The sequence below is a fragment of the Cutibacterium sp. KBN10P07758 genome, from assembly GCF_050286205.1.
Taxonomy (GTDB): Bacteria; Actinomycetota; Actinomycetes; order Propionibacteriales; family Propionibacteriaceae; genus Cutibacterium; species Cutibacterium acnes.
Window position 1 is genome coordinate 19,375 of the sequence record NZ_JBNNQV010000001.1, and the last position, 17,443, is coordinate 36,817.

Sequence of the window (17,443 nt, forward strand, 5' to 3'; positions counted from 1 at the left end):
TCCTACCCCTATGTTTGCCTTCTCCCGCTGTTGGGTGAGTTGCCTCGAGGATGAGATGTGTTGGGCAAGTGTGGTTTCGGAGCTGTGTCACGGTTGAACGGGAGGATATAGATATTGGACTATATGTCGACAAAACGAGAAATCGATGAAGATGTGTTTCACGTGGAACGTGAAGTTGGGGCTGACCGGGTCATGTGAAAGTTCGGTCTGACAGGGCCTGAAGCATGTGGGTACATGGTGTGAAGGGTCGGTAATGAGGTTGTTTCGTAGACTAGGGATGTCCGTCGCTGTGAATTTCTGTGCTGGCGGAGGCGGGTAGAGTTGGCGAAATCCTGTGTGTACGCAAGTACTGTTAACGTTTGAGATTGTTGAGCTCGCACGTTGTGTGAGTGCGGCGACGTGATATCGGACGTGATAACGGCGACGTGATAATGATTGCTCGTGGCGCGGGAGCTGTTGTATTCCTGTGACGTCAAAGGACGTGTGTGATGTCAAGGCATATGACGGTGTGCCGTTGAGAATCATCAGCAAATCCCAGTAGAGACTGCCCTTAGACCCGTTGATTCGTGTGAGCTAACTCGTTGAACCTCCGCCAGCTTTACCCACCGACCCTACTGAGCCGCCACAGTGAAAGCACTCCAGTGGTCGGTGGTGGACAGCTCATGGTTACCAAGAACGCTTCTCATGAGGAGTCATCCTGTGAACTGGTGCGCCGTGGCTGAGGATCGGGCTGGAGTAGTGGTGCTCTTGTATGGAACCTGGTCAGCGATCAGTTAATCGGATTAGGTCAGTGAAGGTAGTCCCCCAACGCGATGCGAAGAATGTCGTCGTGGTCGAGTTGAGCTAGCGAGGAAGTTGAGTCTTCTTCACTCATATTAGACGGGCAGCGTTGCTGAGAGCGCGAGGAAGCGAACCCAGTTCTCAGCCATGTCGCGAGATCGATGGAGTCTCGCCGCAGAACTACGTTGCTGAAATTCCCGTGTGTACAACTAGTTGAATACCGGTGGTATCTCGATGGTGGACGGTACTTCCTGGATGAGGCGATAATCCCTAAATCTATGGACTGCGTTTGACCTCTCTTGTCGAGGGTCATGTCTCCTCCCGTGGATCCGCATTCTGTGTCTTGAGTTCGTATGTTCTTGGGGTTCGCATGGTTCAAACTGGAGCTAGGCAACAGCCGTGGCAAGTCAGGGCTGGCGGGGCTATCGGGAAATTGCCAACCAGGTGACGCCTGGTGCGACTCCTGACCAGACTTCTACGGATCACGCTAACGGTCTTCTGTCGTTCGTCGTCGATAGTGACGTCTTGTTGCACGCCTACCTCAAGATGACGGACATGTTGGACGGGCGCCGATGTTCGGCGCTGGACTCGTGCGGTTGATGTTCAGCTGACTTGAACTTCCAGATGGACGCTGTTGTGATCACGGTGCTGAGTTCGGGAAAAGATCTCTCGGCGTTCTGGTTGTTGTGAATCGACTGGTGCGTTGGTAAGGCAATGCCTGCATTGGTCGGTCGTGGGAAAGTGAGCATGGTCAGGCTGTGATGGTTGGTGCGTCGAGAAGGCGCGAGCGTGCCGCCCAGGTGCTCGTGGTAAGGGACTGTTGAGATGAATGCCGGGCTGTTTCGAGTTGAGCTCAAGCTAGTGGTTCGAGCCTATCCGCTGTGTAAGCCGGGAGACGCCCCTTAATTTCACGCGCCTGTGCCCCGATATGGCCTGTCTGCTGTATGGTTCGGAAGACGTGTGTGGGGCTGACTAGCTGCTGTAGTTCTGGTGAATACACGTAGGAAAGGCGGAGTGAGGCGCCAAGCATGGCAGGATGTTCGGTATGACCTTGGTGAGTGACGATGCTATTGCCGACAGGCTGTATCGGGATAATTATAAAACGATTCGGCAATATGTCGATATATTGGTATCACGCGGGGTCGATTGGGGTCTAATTGGCCCTCGGGAGATTGGCCGACTGTGGGAGCGTCACATCCTGAACAGTATTGCTCTTGAGAGTTTGATACCTGAGGGTTGCCGCGTAGCCGACGTTGGAAGCGGAGCCGGATTGCCGGGTATTCCTTTAGCTATCCTGCGACCTGACCTCGAGATGACCCTCATTGAGCCGATGCTGCGCCGTTCGAATTTTCTGACTGAAGCACTTGACGAGTTGGGCTTGGACGATAGGGTGACCGTCGTCCGTGGCCGAGCCGAGGATGCTGATCTGCACGTTGATGTCGTTGTATCACGTGCCGTGGCAAAGTTAGCTACGTTGATTAACTGGACGGCAGATCTGATCGTGGAGTCGGGCAGTCTTCTGGCTCTGAAGGGGCAATCGGCTGATGACGAGGTCGTCAAGGCGAAGAAAGAGCTTTCAAAGCGACGTCTGTCTGCTGAAGTACTGCTGATCCGAGCTGATCCGGCCGCCGACGTGACGCGCGCAGTTCGAGTACGTCGTGCGGGTAAGTAAAAATGTGAGATGTTGCTGTAGGCGCTAGGTCAAATCGCTTGCATCATGGTCTCGGTGATGGTTCCGGACGGAGCTTGCAGCATGTCGTCGAAGTAAGTGACCGAGGCGGCATCAACGCATGTTGAACATGAATATCGGCCGGGCGTGGTGTCCAAGGCGAGGTGCATCGACGTCTGTAAGGCCGAAACTTGGTGAACCCGCTGGTGATACCGATCGATAAGTCGGATATTGGCCCCGGCGTTTGTGATAGATGATGTCAATGCTGTAGTCGTTGCTTGTGAGTTGAGGTCCCGGCGAGTGGTGCGGCTACCATCAACACGCGGGCAGGGCACCAGCAAGGATGGCGGCAGGTGATCGTAGCGACACCAGCGGTGTGCGTGAGCTTGGGTGAGCTAGGACGAGCGTCCGTACCGATCATATGGGTACGGACGCTCGTCGAAGGCATGGCACTTGGATGACAGACCGCGCGTAGGAGAATGTGGTGTTTCACGTGAAACAGCGTGGTACGTCTCGCCAGTTCAGCACTGCGGGATAAGAGTTTTACGATGTCCAAGAACTGCGCGGGATGACAGGCAACAGACGCGTCATCAGTGGAAGCCTGAGCGAAAGAACAGCAAGACATCAGTTCCTAGCGTGGGACGACACACCGCCGTGTGTACCTTCGAGCAGACATACGGAGTGATCTGGCCATTACATCCAGGCGAAGGTGTGCTGATAGGTTGCCGGTTACGTATATAGCAGCCCGTCGGTTGGCGTGCTCAAGCTAGCAATTGACCTGAACTGGTGGCCCGACTGGCGGCGTCGCGGTTTTAAGTGAAGCATCCGAGTTCGAACGTCTTGCTCGTCCGGTCGCAGGACAGGGGGTAACGATCTGCAACTAGGTAAGGACGTGCAATTGGCATGATGCGCGGAGTGAGCTGATCATGGGAGGCTTAGCATGTCTGAGCTGACGACGAACCCCGGTCAAGAGCAAGACACGACCCCGCCTCCAATGGTGTTCAACCCGACCCCGAGGCAATGGGGCTTCACCCGGTCATGCGTTCAGTTATACGGTCGTAGGATGTCGACGGCTCGGTGCAGCAGCCTTGGTTGAAGCAGGGGCCGAATGTCATACTATCATGATTAAATCGGCGGTATGGTCGGTCGAGTTGAGGTGAATTCACCGAAATATCGTCCAAGAATTGTGTCCAACACGTTCGGTCAACGCGTTAGCGGCCTGGTGACAGAGCTCGTGGAGGAGCTAGGCGCGTAGGTGGATACCAGGAGCCGTAACATGCTTCTACTGAACTGGTTGGACAGACGAGGCCAAGATGTGACCCGTTTCCCCTTTGTGGGTGCGTGCGGTTGGCGACGCCGTGAACACGCTTGGTGACTGACGTGAGCTCCAGACTAAAGACTCGTGTGGGATTGGTGTGGGACCAGTCGCATGAAGCGGTCACGCGCGCTTGATGCTGCTGCCTGCCCACGAGCTATTTCAGCGGGCCAGCCCGGCCGGTATGTTGGCTGCAGGTAACCGTAGGACTGGGGCTTAACGGGGCGGCTGTGTTTCGTTTTGACTCAGGCACGTGGATAATGGCGTGGCGGTTCTATGAACGTGACGTTGATGGCTGCAACGTTGTGTCGATGAACGGAGGATCAGCGCGCAGGTATGGAAATCTGGGCTGTCCACCGGTGGGAAGCGGTTATCCACAGGCTACTGCTATCAACATAGGTAGTTATCCACAGCTGCCGGATGACTCTGGCGCTGAAGGATGTGGCCGGTAAAGTGACCGAGTGTCAGTGTTTCACGTGAAACGTCACTCCGCTCGCGACTGAAAGGATGCGCATGACCAACGAGGTCCCCATCTATGACGGAGCGCCCAAGCGCGCGGCATTCGATAGTCCCGATGTGCTCGAGGTCGCGGAATCTTCTGCCGATAGTATCGATGGCCCGGCGGCACCAACCGTGCCCTTGACTCTCCCACGTCCAGCGTCGCCGAGAACTGTTGTGGTGGCCAATCAGAAGGGCGGCGTTGGCAAGACGACTACTGCAATTAACTTCGCGGTTGCGCTGGCTATGAGTGGACTCAAGGTGCTCGTAATTGATACCGATCCACAGGGTAATGCTTCGACGGCGCTTGGGATCGACCACGAAGCGGGAACGCCAGGAACGTACGAAGTTCTCCTAGATGAGGAGGACATTGGTCTTGTCGCAAAGCCAAGCCCGGAAGCTCCGGGTCTTGAAGTGGTCCCAGCCACGATCGACCTTTCCGGCGCTGAGCTTCAACTTGTAGACGTGAAGGGGCGTGAACGCCGCCTGCGGAAGGCGTTGCGGAAGTATTTGAAGAATCATGACGTGGACTACGTGATTCTCGACTGTCCCCCATCACTTGGGCTTTTGACCCTCAACGCGCTGGTGGCTGCCGACGAAGTGTTGTTGCCAATTCAATGTGAGTACTATGCCCTTGAAGGCGTCACGCAGCTGATGCGAACGATCGAAGCGGTTCGGCATGCGATGAATAAAGAGCTCCGTCTGGGATCGATCCTCATGACAATGTTCGATGGTCGAACACGCCTCTCTACCCAAGTGGATGAAGAGGTTCGTACCCACTTCGCACGTGAAACGATGTCAACGCGCATACCGCGGTCTGTCCGAGTTTCGGAAGCACCGAGCTATAGCCGTAGCGTTTTGACTTACGAGCCGACATCAGCGGGGGCAGTTGCGTATCGCGAAGCTGCTGCTGAGTTTGCAAAGCGGCACGCGTGCGATGAGCACAGTACAAACACCAGCGGTGTGAAGCACCCCGATGCTTCTGACACTAAGAAGGGATGACAGTGGCAGCCAAGCACAGCGGTTTAGGGCGGGGTTTCGGAGAGTTGTTTCAACGCACGGATCTCGATGATGATGACGAAGAGCGCGTTGATGACGCTAGTACTGACGGCGACGCGATAAACGAACGTGTTGGAGGCTCTCGGCTCGAGCTCATCTCCGTGGATGAGATCTCTCCGAACGCGCGCCAACCGCGTAAAATGTTTAACGAGGAAGAACTGACCGAACTCTCTGAGTCTATCCGGGCGGTCGGAGTTCTGCAGCCTGTAGTTGTGACCCCAGCCGACAACGGCTACGAACTCGTTATGGGTGAGCGTCGGTGGCGTGCTGCTCGCAAGGCCGGCCTCGCAACGGTTCCTGCGATCGTGCGCACCACGGCGAGCGAGGACATGCTGCGAGATGCGTTACTTGAGAACCTCCATCGCGTGCAGTTAAATCCTCTTGAAGAAGCAGCCGCTTATGAGCAGATGCTCAACGATTTTGGATGCACTCAGGATGAGCTCTCTGAGAAGATCCAGCGTTCCCGGTCACAGATTGCGAACACCATCCGGTTGCTCAAACTTAGCGCGGACGTGCAGAAACGACTTCTTGATGGTGAGATCACCGCTGGTCACGCTAGATGCCTTTTGGCGATTGATAATCCTGAGGTACAAGTCGGCACAGCGAATCGCGTCGTAGACGAAGGTTTATCTGTACGCGCGACTGAAGAGCTGGTTCGTCAGACTTTGGACGATACGACAGAGGTTAAGCCGCATCAGCGGAAAAAACCCGGTCGGGATACTGAGGCCGTGAAGCTGGGAGAACAGCTATCTCAGCGGTTCCGTACCGCAGTCAAAGTGCGGCGCCGTAATGGGAGAGGCACCATAACCTTCCCATTCAATGATAATGAAGAGCTAGAGCGACTTATCGACATATTTTCTGACTGATGAGGTAAGACACTGAACGCGTTCGGCCACGGAAGAGAGCGTGGCCAAAGGCGTCACGCCGAACCCTGGTCGCGGTCGGACCGATGTTGCTCGCAATGGATACGTGCGTTAAGGACGGGAGTAGCTCGCAGCGGTCGCTAGTTTGCGAAAAACAGTGCGTTGTGTGAGCACGCTGCTACACGTCAAAGGTTTGCTGCAATGAGGTGATGCCTGGAGCACAGTACCGGAGTAGGTAGCGGGAGAGTACATACAACCCGTCACTCAGTTGGTGCGCCATGATGAGCCCAATAGTCTTTCGCGTCATCAATACGACAGTTGACATCCTTACGAGCGAAATACTCCGCGACGAAGGACAGGAACGGAATCGTTCCGGCCAAAGCGATGATGAGCAGGCGGGTTAGTGGCCAGCCTGCCTTGCGTCCCAACAAATAGGCGGTGATGAGTAGTACGGGGTAGAGCCATCCGTGGGAGATTCCAACCACGTTGACCATCGTCGGCCTGCCCGCCGCGTACTTGAGTGGCATCGCTACACACACGAGAACAATCAAGAGTGTTCCCACAATGTACGCCATAACGCGGTAGCAGAGCAGGGCTTTGCGAACCCCTGAGATGTCATCAGGCTCGATCCATGGCTCTGTTTCAGTCTCGGCGGTAGTCTCAGAGTGACGGGAGTCCGTCGAGTGGTCGTGGGCCGCATCGCCAGCGCGAGTGTCGTCAGAGATGTTGTCAGGTGTCATATAAAAGTCGTCACTGGTCACGTCGTCGCTGTGTTTCACGTGAAACAGAGTACTGAAGCACGTCAACTGACGCTGCATCGAGCAGGCCGTCATTCCTTATGCTTGCCCGCTGCGCGGGCGAAGGCGAGAGACATGGCAACAGTAAAGATCGCAAAAACCCACCATTGCAATGCGTAGCCGCGATTACGTTCGCCACCGTCACCCTTCGGGAGTACTGGTTGTGCTGGGGCGAGCCCCTGAGCGAGCGCATTTTTCTTATCGAGGGTCAGGGTTGCTGGTACCAAGGGTTGGGGCCACGTCTGGGTCAACACTTCCAGCCGCAAGGAGGGGAGCACGGCAGCCGGCATCTGTGAATTTCGGCGACCGTCATCGGCTTCAGATGCCGCGAGCACACCCGTCACTGTTATAACGCCCGTGGGCGCAGCAGGGACTCTCTCGCCCTTCGAGAGCTTGCCGCGAACTATGGCCATCGTTTCCCCGGAGGTCAATTTGATTCCCGTTACGACGCGTACTGGCCACGATGTGCCTATCAAGGTTGTGGTCGACCGTTGGAACGTGCCCGTCACCGTCACCCGGCGTCCGTACTGGGCCATGACATCGGCCTTCTTAGGAGCCTCATTCCAGGTGATTACTGGACCGTTGATACGCGCCTGCGTCGAGTCGTCACGTTGGGACTCAAAAACGTTCATCTGCCACAGTCCGAGGAAGACCATCACACTGGCAAGGACGACGCCGAGCAAGACGACAGATGCCTGCTTGACGCGCACGGCGTGGCGGGAGCCCTTCATGTGCACACTGTCAGCCATGGTTGCGAGCGACGTCATCGACGAGTCGAGAGCACACCTCGCCAAGGTCTAGACCGGCAGCTTTCATAGCCACGGGTACGAGCGAAGTAGCTGTCATCCCGGGAGCAGCACCGGCCTCCAAGAAAACTGGGCGACCGGACTCGTCCACGATCGCATCGACACGAGATATCCCGGAGAAATCGAGCTCCTTTTGCACGACTCGGGCCATCGCCGTCGCGGTTTGGGCCGCTGTATCGCTAATGTCTGCAGGAGCTGTTAGTCGTGTCTCACCACCGGTGTACATCGCTGAATAATCATAAACACCACCGACAGGGCGAATCTCGACGGCTGGCAGCACACGCGTGCCTTCAGACGTCGTGATCATGCCTATTGCGAGCTCAGTGCCCACAATGAATTCCTCGACTACAACCATGTCGTCATAGGCATAGGCGTTCGCGACGGCCTGAGGAAGATCGTCGACGCCATCGACTTTTGTGACGCCGAGGCTTGAGCCCCCACGTGCCGGCTTAACGATGACCGGAAGGCCAAACTTTTCGGCGATCGAACGCATGACCGTCTGAGCGCCAAGCTCACGGAAGACGTCATGGGGTAACGCGACCTGCTGTGGTGTGACGATCCCGGCTGCGGCCACGGCGCGAGATGCGATGGACTTATCGAAAGAGATACGGCAGGTTGCTGGACTGGAGCCCACATAGGGGATGCCCATGAGCTGAAGTACTTCAAGAAGGGCACCATTTTCGCCAAGACCACCGTGCAACATGGGAAACACGACGGCACCGTCGTTGGCACGCAAGGTCTCAATGAGTGCGGAGTCAATATCGGCTTCCACGACTTCGTGTCCGACCCGCCGCAGCGCTTGTGCAACGGTGCGACCCGACTTCAGAGAGATATCGCGCTGGTGGCTGAGTCCTCCGGCAAGGACGACGACTGGTTGCAACATGCCCCCATTCAACCAGTGCCAAGACAATGATGGCATAACCGACCCTCCCCGTATCTATAAGACAATGGCAGCAACGTGGGAGCAGCTTGGGAAAGCGTCCGCCTGAGGCGTGGTTGAAGCACGCCGGGCCGATGCTCACATAGTTATCAAACTGCGCCCGCCATAGAAGTGAGCAATAAACGACAATTGTTTGAAACAAACCCGCTACGGGGCGAGCTCAAAGTCGCTCCCGGCAGCTCCTTCTTCCATATATAGCTAAGTCGACATAACGTTATATCTATAGAACGCGAATTGGAGTCGCATCGCTGCAGGGTTTGATCCCTGTCAGAATCACGCCAAGTTCGGACCAGGCCCCAAATCGCGGGAATGACGCCGCTCGTCAGCCAGCCCGAACGTCTCGGCGATTTCCAGCTCTTCACGCATCACACCAGCCAGTCTCTCGACACCGACTTTGATGCGCTCAGGAGTCGGGTAACAGAACGACAGGCGAATATTGCGCTGACCACGACCATCCGCGTAGAACGCCGTCCCCGGCGTATAAGCGACAAACTTCGTCACAGCTCGAGGAAGCATGGCGGCAGAATCGATCGCTCCCGGCATCGTCAACCAGACAAAGAACCCGCCAGATGGGTGAGACCACGTCGTCCCCTCAGGCATAGTCTCAGCCAACGAGGCCAGCATAGTGTCACGACGGATGCGGTACATATTGATGAAGCTATCCACCTGGGCACGCCAATCCCAATGGGCCAGGTAGCTCGAGACAGCAAACTGGGAAAAGACCGGCGGGCACAAGGTCGCCGACTCCTGGGCAAGAACCAGTTTGTCGCGTACGAACGACGGCGACAGAACCCAACCGATGCGGAAGCCTGGCGCGAATGTCTTGGAGAAGGACCCCAAGTACACGACGTTGTCGGGATCCATCGACTTCAACGTCGGCAGTGGATCACCATCGAGGTTGAGTAACCCGTACGGGTTGTCCTCAACCACCAACAGATCCAGCTCGCCAGCCACCGCTAGGATCTCCCGGCGACGCTCGGTGGATTGCGAGATTCCCGACGGGTTCGAGTAGTTAGGAACCGTGTAAAGGAACTTCACCGACTTGCCGTCTTGACGCGCTGCAGTCACTTTCTCACGCAGGGATTCCGGAACCAACCCGCTGTCGTCCATGTCGACGTGAATGACCTCAGTTTGGTACGAGGCGAAGGTATTGAGCGCCCCGACATAAGCCGGCGACTCGGCCATAATGACGTCGCTTGGGTTGCAAAAAATGCGCGTGACGAGATCCAGGCCCTGCTGAGAACCACACGTGACAGTGACGTCATCAGGGTCTGCGACGAGCCCCTCAACGGCCATCACCTCGCAGATGTGCTTGCGCATCTCAGGTTCACCCTGCCCCGACCCGTATTGCATAACGACAGTGCCGCGAGTATCAACGAGCTCCTTCAACGACTCACTGACGACGTCAAGAGGGAGGTCGGCAATGTTAGGCATACCACCGGCTAAGGAAACGACCTCGGGGCGATTCGCTACCGCGAACAGGGCACGGACGGGAGAGGTTTTCAATCCCAGGGAGCGGGTGGAATACCGATCGTGGAACTTGTCAAAGGTGGTGTCGACTCGGCGGTCGGTAGCAGCGTCAGCGGCCTCGTGAGCAGCAACGGCGGCTTTGACGCGCACGCTATCGGTCGGAGGAACAGGTTGCCTGGTGATGTGGTTTGTGCTGCTCACCCTCCCACTGTGCCCCACCGCAGACCCGGAAATCTAGAATGACACTCACCCAGGTGCGGTCTATTTCACCCATCGGACGTCACAGCGGGGCGCGGTGAGGAGCCGTCGTCGATCCGCTGCAGGGCGCATCGGGAGGAGACATTGTGCGAGTCAGGCATTTGACAACGCTGAAGCGGGAGGACACCCGAATTCTGGGACCCGCCCCCCGACTGCGGCAATGGAAAATTGACCCTGACAAGGCTTTGCCAGAGTGGGCTGATGAAGCTTGTCAGCGGTGGGGATTCTTTGGGGTCGCAAGTCGTCACGGGGACGAGATCGAGGGCATCCTGCTCGTCGCTACTGAAACCTGTCTTCCGCCAGACCATCCGATGTCGAAAATTCCCCGCACACCTGGGGCAGCGGTTCTAGTGGGCTTTCTTCCTCATCGGAGTGACGCTTCTTGGGGGAGAGTGCGGACATCCTTCCTGGCAGCTCGCCTACACGGATCCGTGCCGGTCATTGAGGCTGGTGGCGTTATTGGACCATGCACCGATCCTCGTATCGCACCCGTCACCTGGTTGGAATCGTGGGGATTCCAGGAGGTTGACCCTATGAGCGCCGGAGCGATTCGTCGCATGAGGTTAGACCTGCGGCGGTCAGTTAAAACGGAAGAGAGCTGGATAGAGCGCTGGTTTGGGTGGTTGCGCGGCAACGGGTTAGTTCCAGCTGATGTTGGACGATTGCGATGGCCGATGAGTTTGGCCCGCCATGATTACGATGCCCCGGCGACCGTGGTTCAGACCAGCGCGCAGTCCCCACAGCAAGCTATGCGAGAGCCACTGACCTGGTAATAGAGGCAACAGCTGCGGCGGTGAAAGCCCGGTCCGGCAGTGATACCGGGGCGTGGGTCGACCATAGCCAATATCTCTGTGGCGACGTCGATGGCTGCCTGGCGTAAATCTGGGCGACAGCGAGTCACCATGATGACCGAAGTGCTCACTGCTGAGGCTAGGTTGTCCCAGGCGACAATTTTGCTCAACCCGGCGGCGATGAAGGCACGAGTGATCTCTTCAACCGCTGAACCGGTGATTTTCGCTGGTCCCGGTTGCCAAGCTACCGACACGGGAACCGGAGCAAGAGGCACATCACGGAACCAGAGGTCCGCGAGCCTGGGGAAATCAACATCGTTGCCGAGGGTCCGGGCTGCGACGACCGGAACCACCAACCTGGCGACAATTCCCAGTTGGGTTGCCGACAGTGCGACACGATAGGCAACCGGGCCATCTGCGGCAGGGACCTCGTGACCATGGCCCGCCTTTCCCTCATGGCGCTGGGTCAGGAGAGCCTCGTGGGTATGGTTGACACGGCGGATGAGGGTTTCGGGAGCGATGAGCTGAATCGCCGGAAGCCAGGAACCAGCGGGGAGATCGCTCGGCCGGTGATTTTCGACACAGACCCACTCGTCGAAACCGGCTGTAGTGAGATCAATGACGTCCACACCCCCATAGTGCTGCCTCTCATGCTGCTTCGCGAGTCCAGTGACAAGGGATGAGGTGCGAAAAATCCCGCCACGGTGAGGGGCGAGGCACTCAAGTGTTGTGACCCCACCCGAGGCGGGATTTTTCGTCACAAGGATCCGGCGCCCAGATTGTGTTCAGGGTTTAGAGATCCCGGATACGTCACGAACGGCCCGGGATACCGGGAACCAGGGACCTGGGTAACAGACGATCGGCCCCAGGTGATGACACGCGGGGCCGACCAACCTCAGCGGAAGTTGACCTGCCGACCAAGAGTGCCCACCAACTGTTGGCGGTACTCAGCCGTCACGGCGCGATCGTGGAACTTGCGGACTTGATCCAGACGGGCCTGGACGTCAATTTCCTCGCAGGCGGACGCGTTACGCGGATCAGCCATGAACTGCTCAAGGTGGGCGATTCCTCGCTCGGCGCGCCGCACGGCTTCGGCCTGCTTGGCGTCGATACGCTCGGCGTACCAGTCGGAGGCAAGTACTGACTCGCGGGTGAACATCTCCCGCAACTCGGGATCGTCAAGAGTCCAACCCTCCGAGCAAACTCCATTGACCATGATTTCCAGCAGAGCCCGGATGGGCGGTACCGCCAGCGAGACCGTCCCGTCGTCGAAATAGGCCTTAGCTACTCGAGCGTGAGTAGTCGAGATCGTTCGCACCGAGTCAGCGAAGATGTCGGCGTCCTGAAGTTCCGGACGCAGCATCTCAGGGGTGAAGACGGTGTCGGGGTGCAAGAAGATACGCCCGAAATAGGCGCGCATGAACTTTTCCGTCATGCGGTAGCCCAGACGGGAGGCGAGAATGAGTTCGCCATCTTTATCGTAATCTTCCAGCTTCTCCAGATAGCCACCCTCGATAAGGGTCTTGGCATCCCTCTCGGCTGGGGACATCCGGCAGAAGATTTCCGGGACGAGCAGGGAAATGTCGTGGGCGACCTCAACCTTCGGGCCGATGAATCCGGCCGAGGATAACCAACCATCATACCCCGATAGCACGAAGGACAGGAAGGACGAGTTGAGGTCGAAGACCGCTGGCAAGGCATTGAACGGTGCCTTCGTCAGGGCTCCCTCCGAACCGGCTCCCGTCGTCGAAGGACTCTTACCAGTCATCGAGGAGATGAACTCCATGAATAATTCCGGCAGCTCCATGTAGTGCAGTGGGTTGTACGCACACAAGGCCGGGATTTTGCCCTCGGGCGGGTTGTTGCGACGCCCGGCGGCGACCACGTCGACCGGCAGGGGCAGCGGTTCGTCGATCGGCAGTCCGTGATACAGGTGGCTGGCAAGATTGGCGATTGCGGTTTCGCGCGGCTTGGCAATGTCTGGACGCACCTGCAAGTAGCGTGGGTTGCGCGAACGCACCCCGTCGATAAGACGAGGATCGGCGCTGGAGACGACGAATTTTGGCTGCTCCGAAGGGTCGGAATCAGCGAAGTTCGACAGGAAGGTGCGCATCGGTGGGGTGAACTTCGAGAAGGCCACCACGTCGTCACGCATTGCCCTGACGTCCTCGCGGGTCAGCGGCTGGTAGTTCGAGATGAACAAGTCCGTCCCGCTCATATCACGCTCGGTTTGGGTGTCGTACCCACGGTAAATGGCGTCGTCAGGGCGCTGGAAGAGCAACGCTTCGCAGTTGGCGACGACTTTGCGCGACAGACCTTCAGGGCCGGTAACTACGCCCGGAGATGTGACGATTGACGCTGTCATGTCATCCTCGGTTTGCACCTTAACGGCCGGAGCGTAATCGTGGCGCAGGGTGAACAGCCGCCACGAGCCGTCGGGCTGGAATCCCACGCGCGCCATACTCACCAGCACCTTCTGGCCGTCGAGACGGACCATGTTGCCGTGGCGACCATTTGTGGGGGCGACGCTGAAGTGGGAGCGCCAGTCATCACCCCATTCCGGCTTGTAGTAGCGCTTGATGGTGAAGACCAGCTCCTTGCGGAAGGCCGGAATCGAGTTGATCCAATCGTTGTACCAGTCGGTGAAGTCCGAGGATGGGGTGAGGAGCTTGATGACCGAACCCACCGAACGCTCCGTCGAGAGGACCGGACGATGGTCGATGCCGTTAAGCTTGGGATCGGCGAACCGCGTCGAGTAGTCCCGATGCAAGATGTCATCGACGGCATCCATGTCGGCCTCGAAATCCGGAGAGTAGGCATTGCCCCACAGGAAGGTGTCCGATATGGCCTTGGAAATCTCCGACTTCCCACCACCGGATACCGTGCAGCACTTATGTAGAGTCGTCGAATCGCCGTAAGTGCCCTCGAGGTACCACTGGTCGTCAGCATCGTTGTGGACCATGTGAATCCGGTAGCCGGCGGGGGAGATGTACTCGGTGTCAGCGCGCATTCGGATCGAGTGGTCACCGTTATCCCAGCTGACAGTGCCGTCACGCAGGCTGAACTTGGTCCCACCCGGCACCAGGACGACGTCGTCGATATCGAGTACCCGGGCCTGGCCGTCGCTAAGCATCTCGAAGTGGTCCGGATTGGCCATAACGACGTCGGAAACCGTCTGGTCGCAGACTGGGGTGGCGTATTCCTGGCCCTCGTTGTGGGAGATGTAGGCGCGGGCGCCGCCGGAATGCTCCTCCTCGGCCAGCCCGAACAAGTTAGCTGAGTAGGAGATCTGGGTCTTAACCTCCTTCTTGCAATAGCCGAAGTAGTTGTCGGCGACGATAGTGAGGATGACCCCGGACTCGTCACGGGCACACAGCTTGAATGGCTTGCCCTCGTTGTAGAGCTCAGACTCGTCAGACCAGCACATCCCGTCGCGACGCTGACGGTCGGTTGCCTGGTCGACATGGGGCAGACCGAGGTCTACCTTACGGATGAGGTTGAGATGCGGGGCGAGGATGATGCAGCCGCTGTGGCCAGTCCAACCCGACGGGGCGAGGGCCGAGTCGTTCACGGGCAGAAGGGGATCGCCACTGTTACCAAAGATCCCCTCCACGAAGTCCAGGTTGGAGACCAGCCCGCCGGGGGCGAAGAACCGAATCTCCATGCGGCGCTCGGAGACGAAACCGGGCACTTCGGGCACCACCAGGGGCCTCAGCAACAAGGAAACCCAGGTGTGGGCCTGGCGGTCGACCGGTTGGGTAGAAGTGTAAGGCAGCAGGGTGTGCTCGGGTGGGGCCTGGAAGGCAAGGTCGAGCAGACGGGCGAAGACGTCGATCGGCACGGCCTTCTTGTCGTCGGGGATTGCCAGTCCGCCCTCGGCGACGTGGAATACACCAGCAGTGGTGCGACGGTCATTGCGGGGATTGTGTAGGACGCCGTTGGCCACTCGGTAACTCGAGACAAGGTCGGAACTGAAATCGTCGCCGTTGACGGGTAGCGAGAGGGCCCGTGCGAGGCCGGGCTCGTCAAGGGTCAAGGTGGTGTCGGGCAGTCGGGGGTGGACGGAAGAGTCCTCGCCCAGGTAGCGGTCGATGAATGCCTGAATACGGCGGTCGGCCGGGCAGAGGAGCTCGGGGAGTTCCCTCCTCAGCTCACGCTGCCGGGCCAAGACTGGGGCGACAACGTCAATGTAGGAAGCGCGCGCAGCCGTCGGCAGTGGCAGACCGTTGAGCGCCAGTCTTAGATTCACGGAATCCATGTGAGCTTGAGTGACCATAGAACCAATTGTGCCTGCCATCGAGTGGTTCCCATGGAGGAGTGGCCAGACGGGCAAGCGGTCCGGGCGGGGGTGGGCGTAAGGGCGCTCGCTCTCACGCCCACCGGGTCTACTTGTGCGGACGTTACTGCGCGACGCCACGCCACCTCTTGCGCAGGTGGAAGGCGGCCGACTTGGGCTGGCGATCCCGGGTGAAGATGCCCTTTCGGTTGCCTCCGACGCGCATCGTGCCACTGGTGGTCGCGAAGTCCGCGAAGTTCCAGATGTGCTCACCGACGATGGCGTCGAAAGAGTCGAAGACCCGCTCGTTCATCTTGAGCACTTCGACCTGGTACTCCTCGCTCCATGGCTGGGCGGGGATTTGGTGCAGACCGGGCATGGTGTCGGCGCCGTATTCGGTGATGATGATCGGCTTGTTCTCGCTGGCCCAACCTGCCATCTCTTCTCGCCAGTGACGCTCAGCGGCGGCCAGGTCGCCAGTGTCGACGTACCAGCCATAATAGCGGTTGAGCAGCAAAACGTCGGAGTACTGCGATACGCGACACTTTCCGAACGGAGCGAGCATGACGTTGACGAAACTCACCGGACGGGTGGGGTCGGCTGCGCGTGCCACGTCGAAGAGGGGGAGGAAGTAGTTTTCGGCGGCTTCAGTCTCAGACTCTGGCTCATTGGCGATGGACCAGATGATGACGCTGGGGTGGTTTTTATCTCGAGCGATAAGGTCTCGGATGACCTGGGCATGAACCTTTTGGGTCTTGTCATTGATGGTCTCCGCGGAGAAAGTCGGGTAGCCCTGGGCGCCAAAAATGCCGCCACCCAGACCCATGTTTATGCCGACAGCAGGGGTTTCGTCGATAACGAGCAGACCATGACGGTCGGCGTAGTCGAGGATACGCTCGGAGTAGGGGTAATGGGACGTGCGCAGCGAATTCGCCCCGATCCACTCTAGACAGGCGGCGTCGCGCAGCATGAGGGCATCGTTGTGGGCCTTGCCGATGGTCTGGTGATCCTCGTGCATGCCGAATCCGGTCAAGTGCACGGGCTCGCCGTTGACGAGGAGGCGGGCGCCGTCGACACGGATAGTTCGGACGCCGAAGACCTGCTGGTAAGTATCGATTACCTGATCACCGTCGACTAGGGAGATTTCGGCCTCGTAAAGATACCCGTGGCCTGGCTGCCAGAGATGGACCGACGGGATGCGCGCATGGGCGTTCGCACTGGTTCCCCCAGCGACCACGTTGCCCTCGGTGTCGAAAATTGTCACCCGAGTCGTTAAAGGTTCAGCATCGTGCAAAAGAACCGACCAGGTGACGATTCCGTCATTTCCGTCAATGTCAGTGGTGATGGTGACGTCCTCAATGTGGGCCTGGGGGCGGCGACACAGCCACACGTCGCGGTGGATGCCGGCGTAATTGAAGAAGTCGTGCCAGTACTTCTGCTTCGGGCCCTCGGGAGAGTCGACGATAATCCCCGGCGGAATGGTCTGGAAGGACAACCGATTATCGACACGAACCGTGAGCCGACATTTTTTGCCCGCGCAGACATGATCGGTGATATCGGCTTCGAAAGGGAGGTACCCGCCAACATGTCTGACGACCTCGACGTCGTTGACCCAGACGGTGGCGGCATGAGTCGCAGACTCGAAATGGACGACGACGCGATCATCGGTCCAACCGCGCGGAATGCGAACCTCACGTTGGTACCAGACTGGGCCAACGTGATCGCGGGCGGCGGGATCAGTGGAGAGATCCTGGTACGACGCCGGAACTGCCATCTCGGTGCACGTGGGCAACGGTCGAGTGAACCATTTCTCTGTCTGGCCGCGGTCCTCGGCGTCGAAGGCAAAGTCCCACATCCCCGACAGACACTTCGTGTCCCGGGTGGCGGTGTCCTGTGGTCGCAGCATCATGATCTCCTTCCG

The 17,443-nt window shown here is 58.2% G+C and carries 18 protein-coding genes; 6 read left to right on the forward strand and 12 right to left on the reverse strand.

Annotation, left to right across the window (positions count from 1 at the left end):
- Positions 1-87 precede the first annotated feature (87 nt).
- Both ACOYO3_RS00105 and ACOYO3_RS00110 read right to left on the reverse strand, forming a co-directional pair.
- The gene (locus ACOYO3_RS00105; RefSeq protein ID WP_002524563.1) at positions 88-531 is read right to left on the reverse strand and encodes a hypothetical protein; all 444 of its coding nucleotides are present in this window, start codon (positions 529-531) and stop codon (positions 88-90) included.
- 256 nt (positions 532-787) lie between these two features.
- Positions 788-1,159 (reverse strand): hypothetical protein, encoded by a 372-nt coding sequence (locus ACOYO3_RS00110; RefSeq protein ID WP_002524562.1) that lies wholly within the window; start codon positions 1,157-1,159, stop codon positions 788-790.
- Between the two features lie 20 nt (positions 1,160-1,179).
- Here ACOYO3_RS00110 and ACOYO3_RS00115 point away from each other — a divergent pair, with 20 nt between their 5' ends.
- Both ACOYO3_RS00115 and rsmG read left to right on the forward strand, forming a co-directional pair.
- Positions 1,180-1,380, forward strand: a complete 201-nt coding sequence (locus tag ACOYO3_RS00115) for a hypothetical protein (RefSeq protein WP_002515808.1) — start codon at positions 1,180-1,182, stop codon at positions 1,378-1,380.
- A 436-nt stretch (positions 1,381-1,816) separates the two neighbouring features.
- The gene (gene rsmG / locus ACOYO3_RS00120; protein ID WP_002518545.1) at positions 1,817-2,452 is read left to right on the forward strand and encodes a 16S rRNA (guanine(527)-N(7))-methyltransferase RsmG; all 636 of its coding nucleotides are present in this window, start codon (positions 1,817-1,819) and stop codon (positions 2,450-2,452) included.
- 29 nt (positions 2,453-2,481) lie between these two features.
- On the opposite strand, the gene ACOYO3_RS00125 is transcribed toward rsmG, so the two are convergent.
- The 3 genes from ACOYO3_RS00125 to ACOYO3_RS00135 all read right to left on the reverse strand — a co-directional run bounded on the left by ACOYO3_RS00125 (position 2,482) and on the right by ACOYO3_RS00135 (position 3,891).
- Complete coding sequence (locus ACOYO3_RS00125) at positions 2,482-2,712, reverse strand: hypothetical protein (RefSeq protein ID WP_002515810.1); 231 nt, start codon at positions 2,710-2,712, stop codon at positions 2,482-2,484.
- Entirely contained in the window at positions 2,709-3,074 is a 366-nt protein-coding gene (locus ACOYO3_RS00130) for a hypothetical protein (RefSeq protein WP_002524560.1), read from the reverse strand. The genes ACOYO3_RS00125 and ACOYO3_RS00130 overlap by 4 nt, the downstream gene beginning before the upstream one ends.
- A 586-nt stretch (positions 3,075-3,660) precedes the next feature.
- On the reverse strand, positions 3,661-3,891 hold the full coding sequence (locus tag ACOYO3_RS00135; protein ID WP_002518543.1) for a hypothetical protein: 231 nt from the start codon (positions 3,889-3,891) through the stop codon (positions 3,661-3,663).
- A 103-nt stretch (positions 3,892-3,994) separates the two neighbouring features.
- Between ACOYO3_RS00135 and ACOYO3_RS00140 the strand changes: the two genes are divergently transcribed.
- The 3 genes from ACOYO3_RS00140 to ACOYO3_RS00150 are packed head-to-tail and all read left to right on the forward strand — an operon-like array spanning position 3,995 to position 6,187.
- Positions 3,995-4,216, forward strand: a complete 222-nt coding sequence (locus tag ACOYO3_RS00140) for a hypothetical protein (protein ID WP_002519777.1) — start codon at positions 3,995-3,997, stop codon at positions 4,214-4,216.
- Positions 4,217-4,271: 55 nt separating this feature from the next.
- Positions 4,272-5,264, forward strand: coding sequence for a ParA family protein (locus ACOYO3_RS00145; RefSeq protein ID WP_002518541.1), 993 nt, complete (start codon positions 4,272-4,274; stop codon positions 5,262-5,264).
- Entirely contained in the window at positions 5,261-6,187 is a 927-nt protein-coding gene (locus ACOYO3_RS00150; protein WP_002518540.1) for a ParB/RepB/Spo0J family partition protein, read from the forward strand. Before ACOYO3_RS00145 ends, ACOYO3_RS00150 begins: the two co-directional genes overlap by 4 nt.
- Positions 6,188-6,444: 257 nt before the next feature.
- Here the strand turns inward: ACOYO3_RS00150 and ACOYO3_RS00155 are convergent, their stop codons facing one another.
- The 4 genes from ACOYO3_RS00155 to ACOYO3_RS00170 form a co-directional block, all read right to left on the reverse strand.
- Entirely contained in the window at positions 6,445-7,017 is a 573-nt protein-coding gene (locus ACOYO3_RS00155; RefSeq protein WP_002518539.1) for a DUF3817 domain-containing protein, read from the reverse strand.
- Positions 7,014-7,730: an SURF1 family protein gene (locus tag ACOYO3_RS00160; protein ID WP_002519776.1), complete on the reverse strand. Its 717-nt coding sequence runs from the start codon at positions 7,728-7,730 to the stop codon at positions 7,014-7,016. Before ACOYO3_RS00160 ends, ACOYO3_RS00155 begins: the two co-directional genes overlap by 4 nt.
- A complete protein-coding gene (locus ACOYO3_RS00165) occupies positions 7,723-8,670 on the reverse strand; it encodes a D-alanine--D-alanine ligase family protein (RefSeq protein WP_002515704.1) in 948 nt (315 codons plus the stop codon). Before ACOYO3_RS00165 ends, ACOYO3_RS00160 begins: the two co-directional genes overlap by 8 nt.
- A 330-nt stretch (positions 8,671-9,000) precedes the next feature.
- The gene (locus tag ACOYO3_RS00170) at positions 9,001-10,347 is read right to left on the reverse strand and encodes a PLP-dependent aminotransferase family protein (RefSeq protein WP_427305909.1); all 1,347 of its coding nucleotides are present in this window, start codon (positions 10,345-10,347) and stop codon (positions 9,001-9,003) included.
- A 194-nt stretch (positions 10,348-10,541) separates the two neighbouring features.
- Here ACOYO3_RS00170 and ACOYO3_RS00175 point away from each other — a divergent pair, with 194 nt between their 5' ends.
- Positions 10,542-11,228, forward strand: a complete 687-nt coding sequence (locus tag ACOYO3_RS00175) for a hypothetical protein (protein ID WP_002524558.1) — start codon at positions 10,542-10,544, stop codon at positions 11,226-11,228.
- Here ACOYO3_RS00175 and ACOYO3_RS00180 read toward each other — a convergent pair.
- The 3 genes from ACOYO3_RS00180 to uidA all read right to left on the reverse strand — a co-directional run bounded on the left by ACOYO3_RS00180 (position 11,174) and on the right by uidA (position 17,431).
- Positions 11,174-11,875, reverse strand: a complete 702-nt coding sequence (locus tag ACOYO3_RS00180; protein ID WP_002524557.1) for a (2Fe-2S)-binding protein — start codon at positions 11,873-11,875, stop codon at positions 11,174-11,176. The two genes, ACOYO3_RS00175 and ACOYO3_RS00180, sit on opposite strands and share 55 nt — an antisense overlap.
- Before the next feature lie 266 nt (positions 11,876-12,141).
- Positions 12,142-15,522 carry a hypothetical protein gene (locus ACOYO3_RS00185; RefSeq protein ID WP_427305704.1) on the reverse strand — a complete coding sequence of 1,127 codons (3,381 nt, stop codon included), beginning with the start codon at positions 15,520-15,522 and terminating at the stop codon, positions 12,142-12,144.
- 124 nt (positions 15,523-15,646) lie between these two features.
- Complete coding sequence (gene uidA, locus ACOYO3_RS00190) at positions 15,647-17,431, reverse strand: beta-glucuronidase (RefSeq protein WP_002518535.1); 1,785 nt, start codon at positions 17,429-17,431, stop codon at positions 15,647-15,649.
- Positions 17,432-17,443 lie beyond the last annotated feature (12 nt).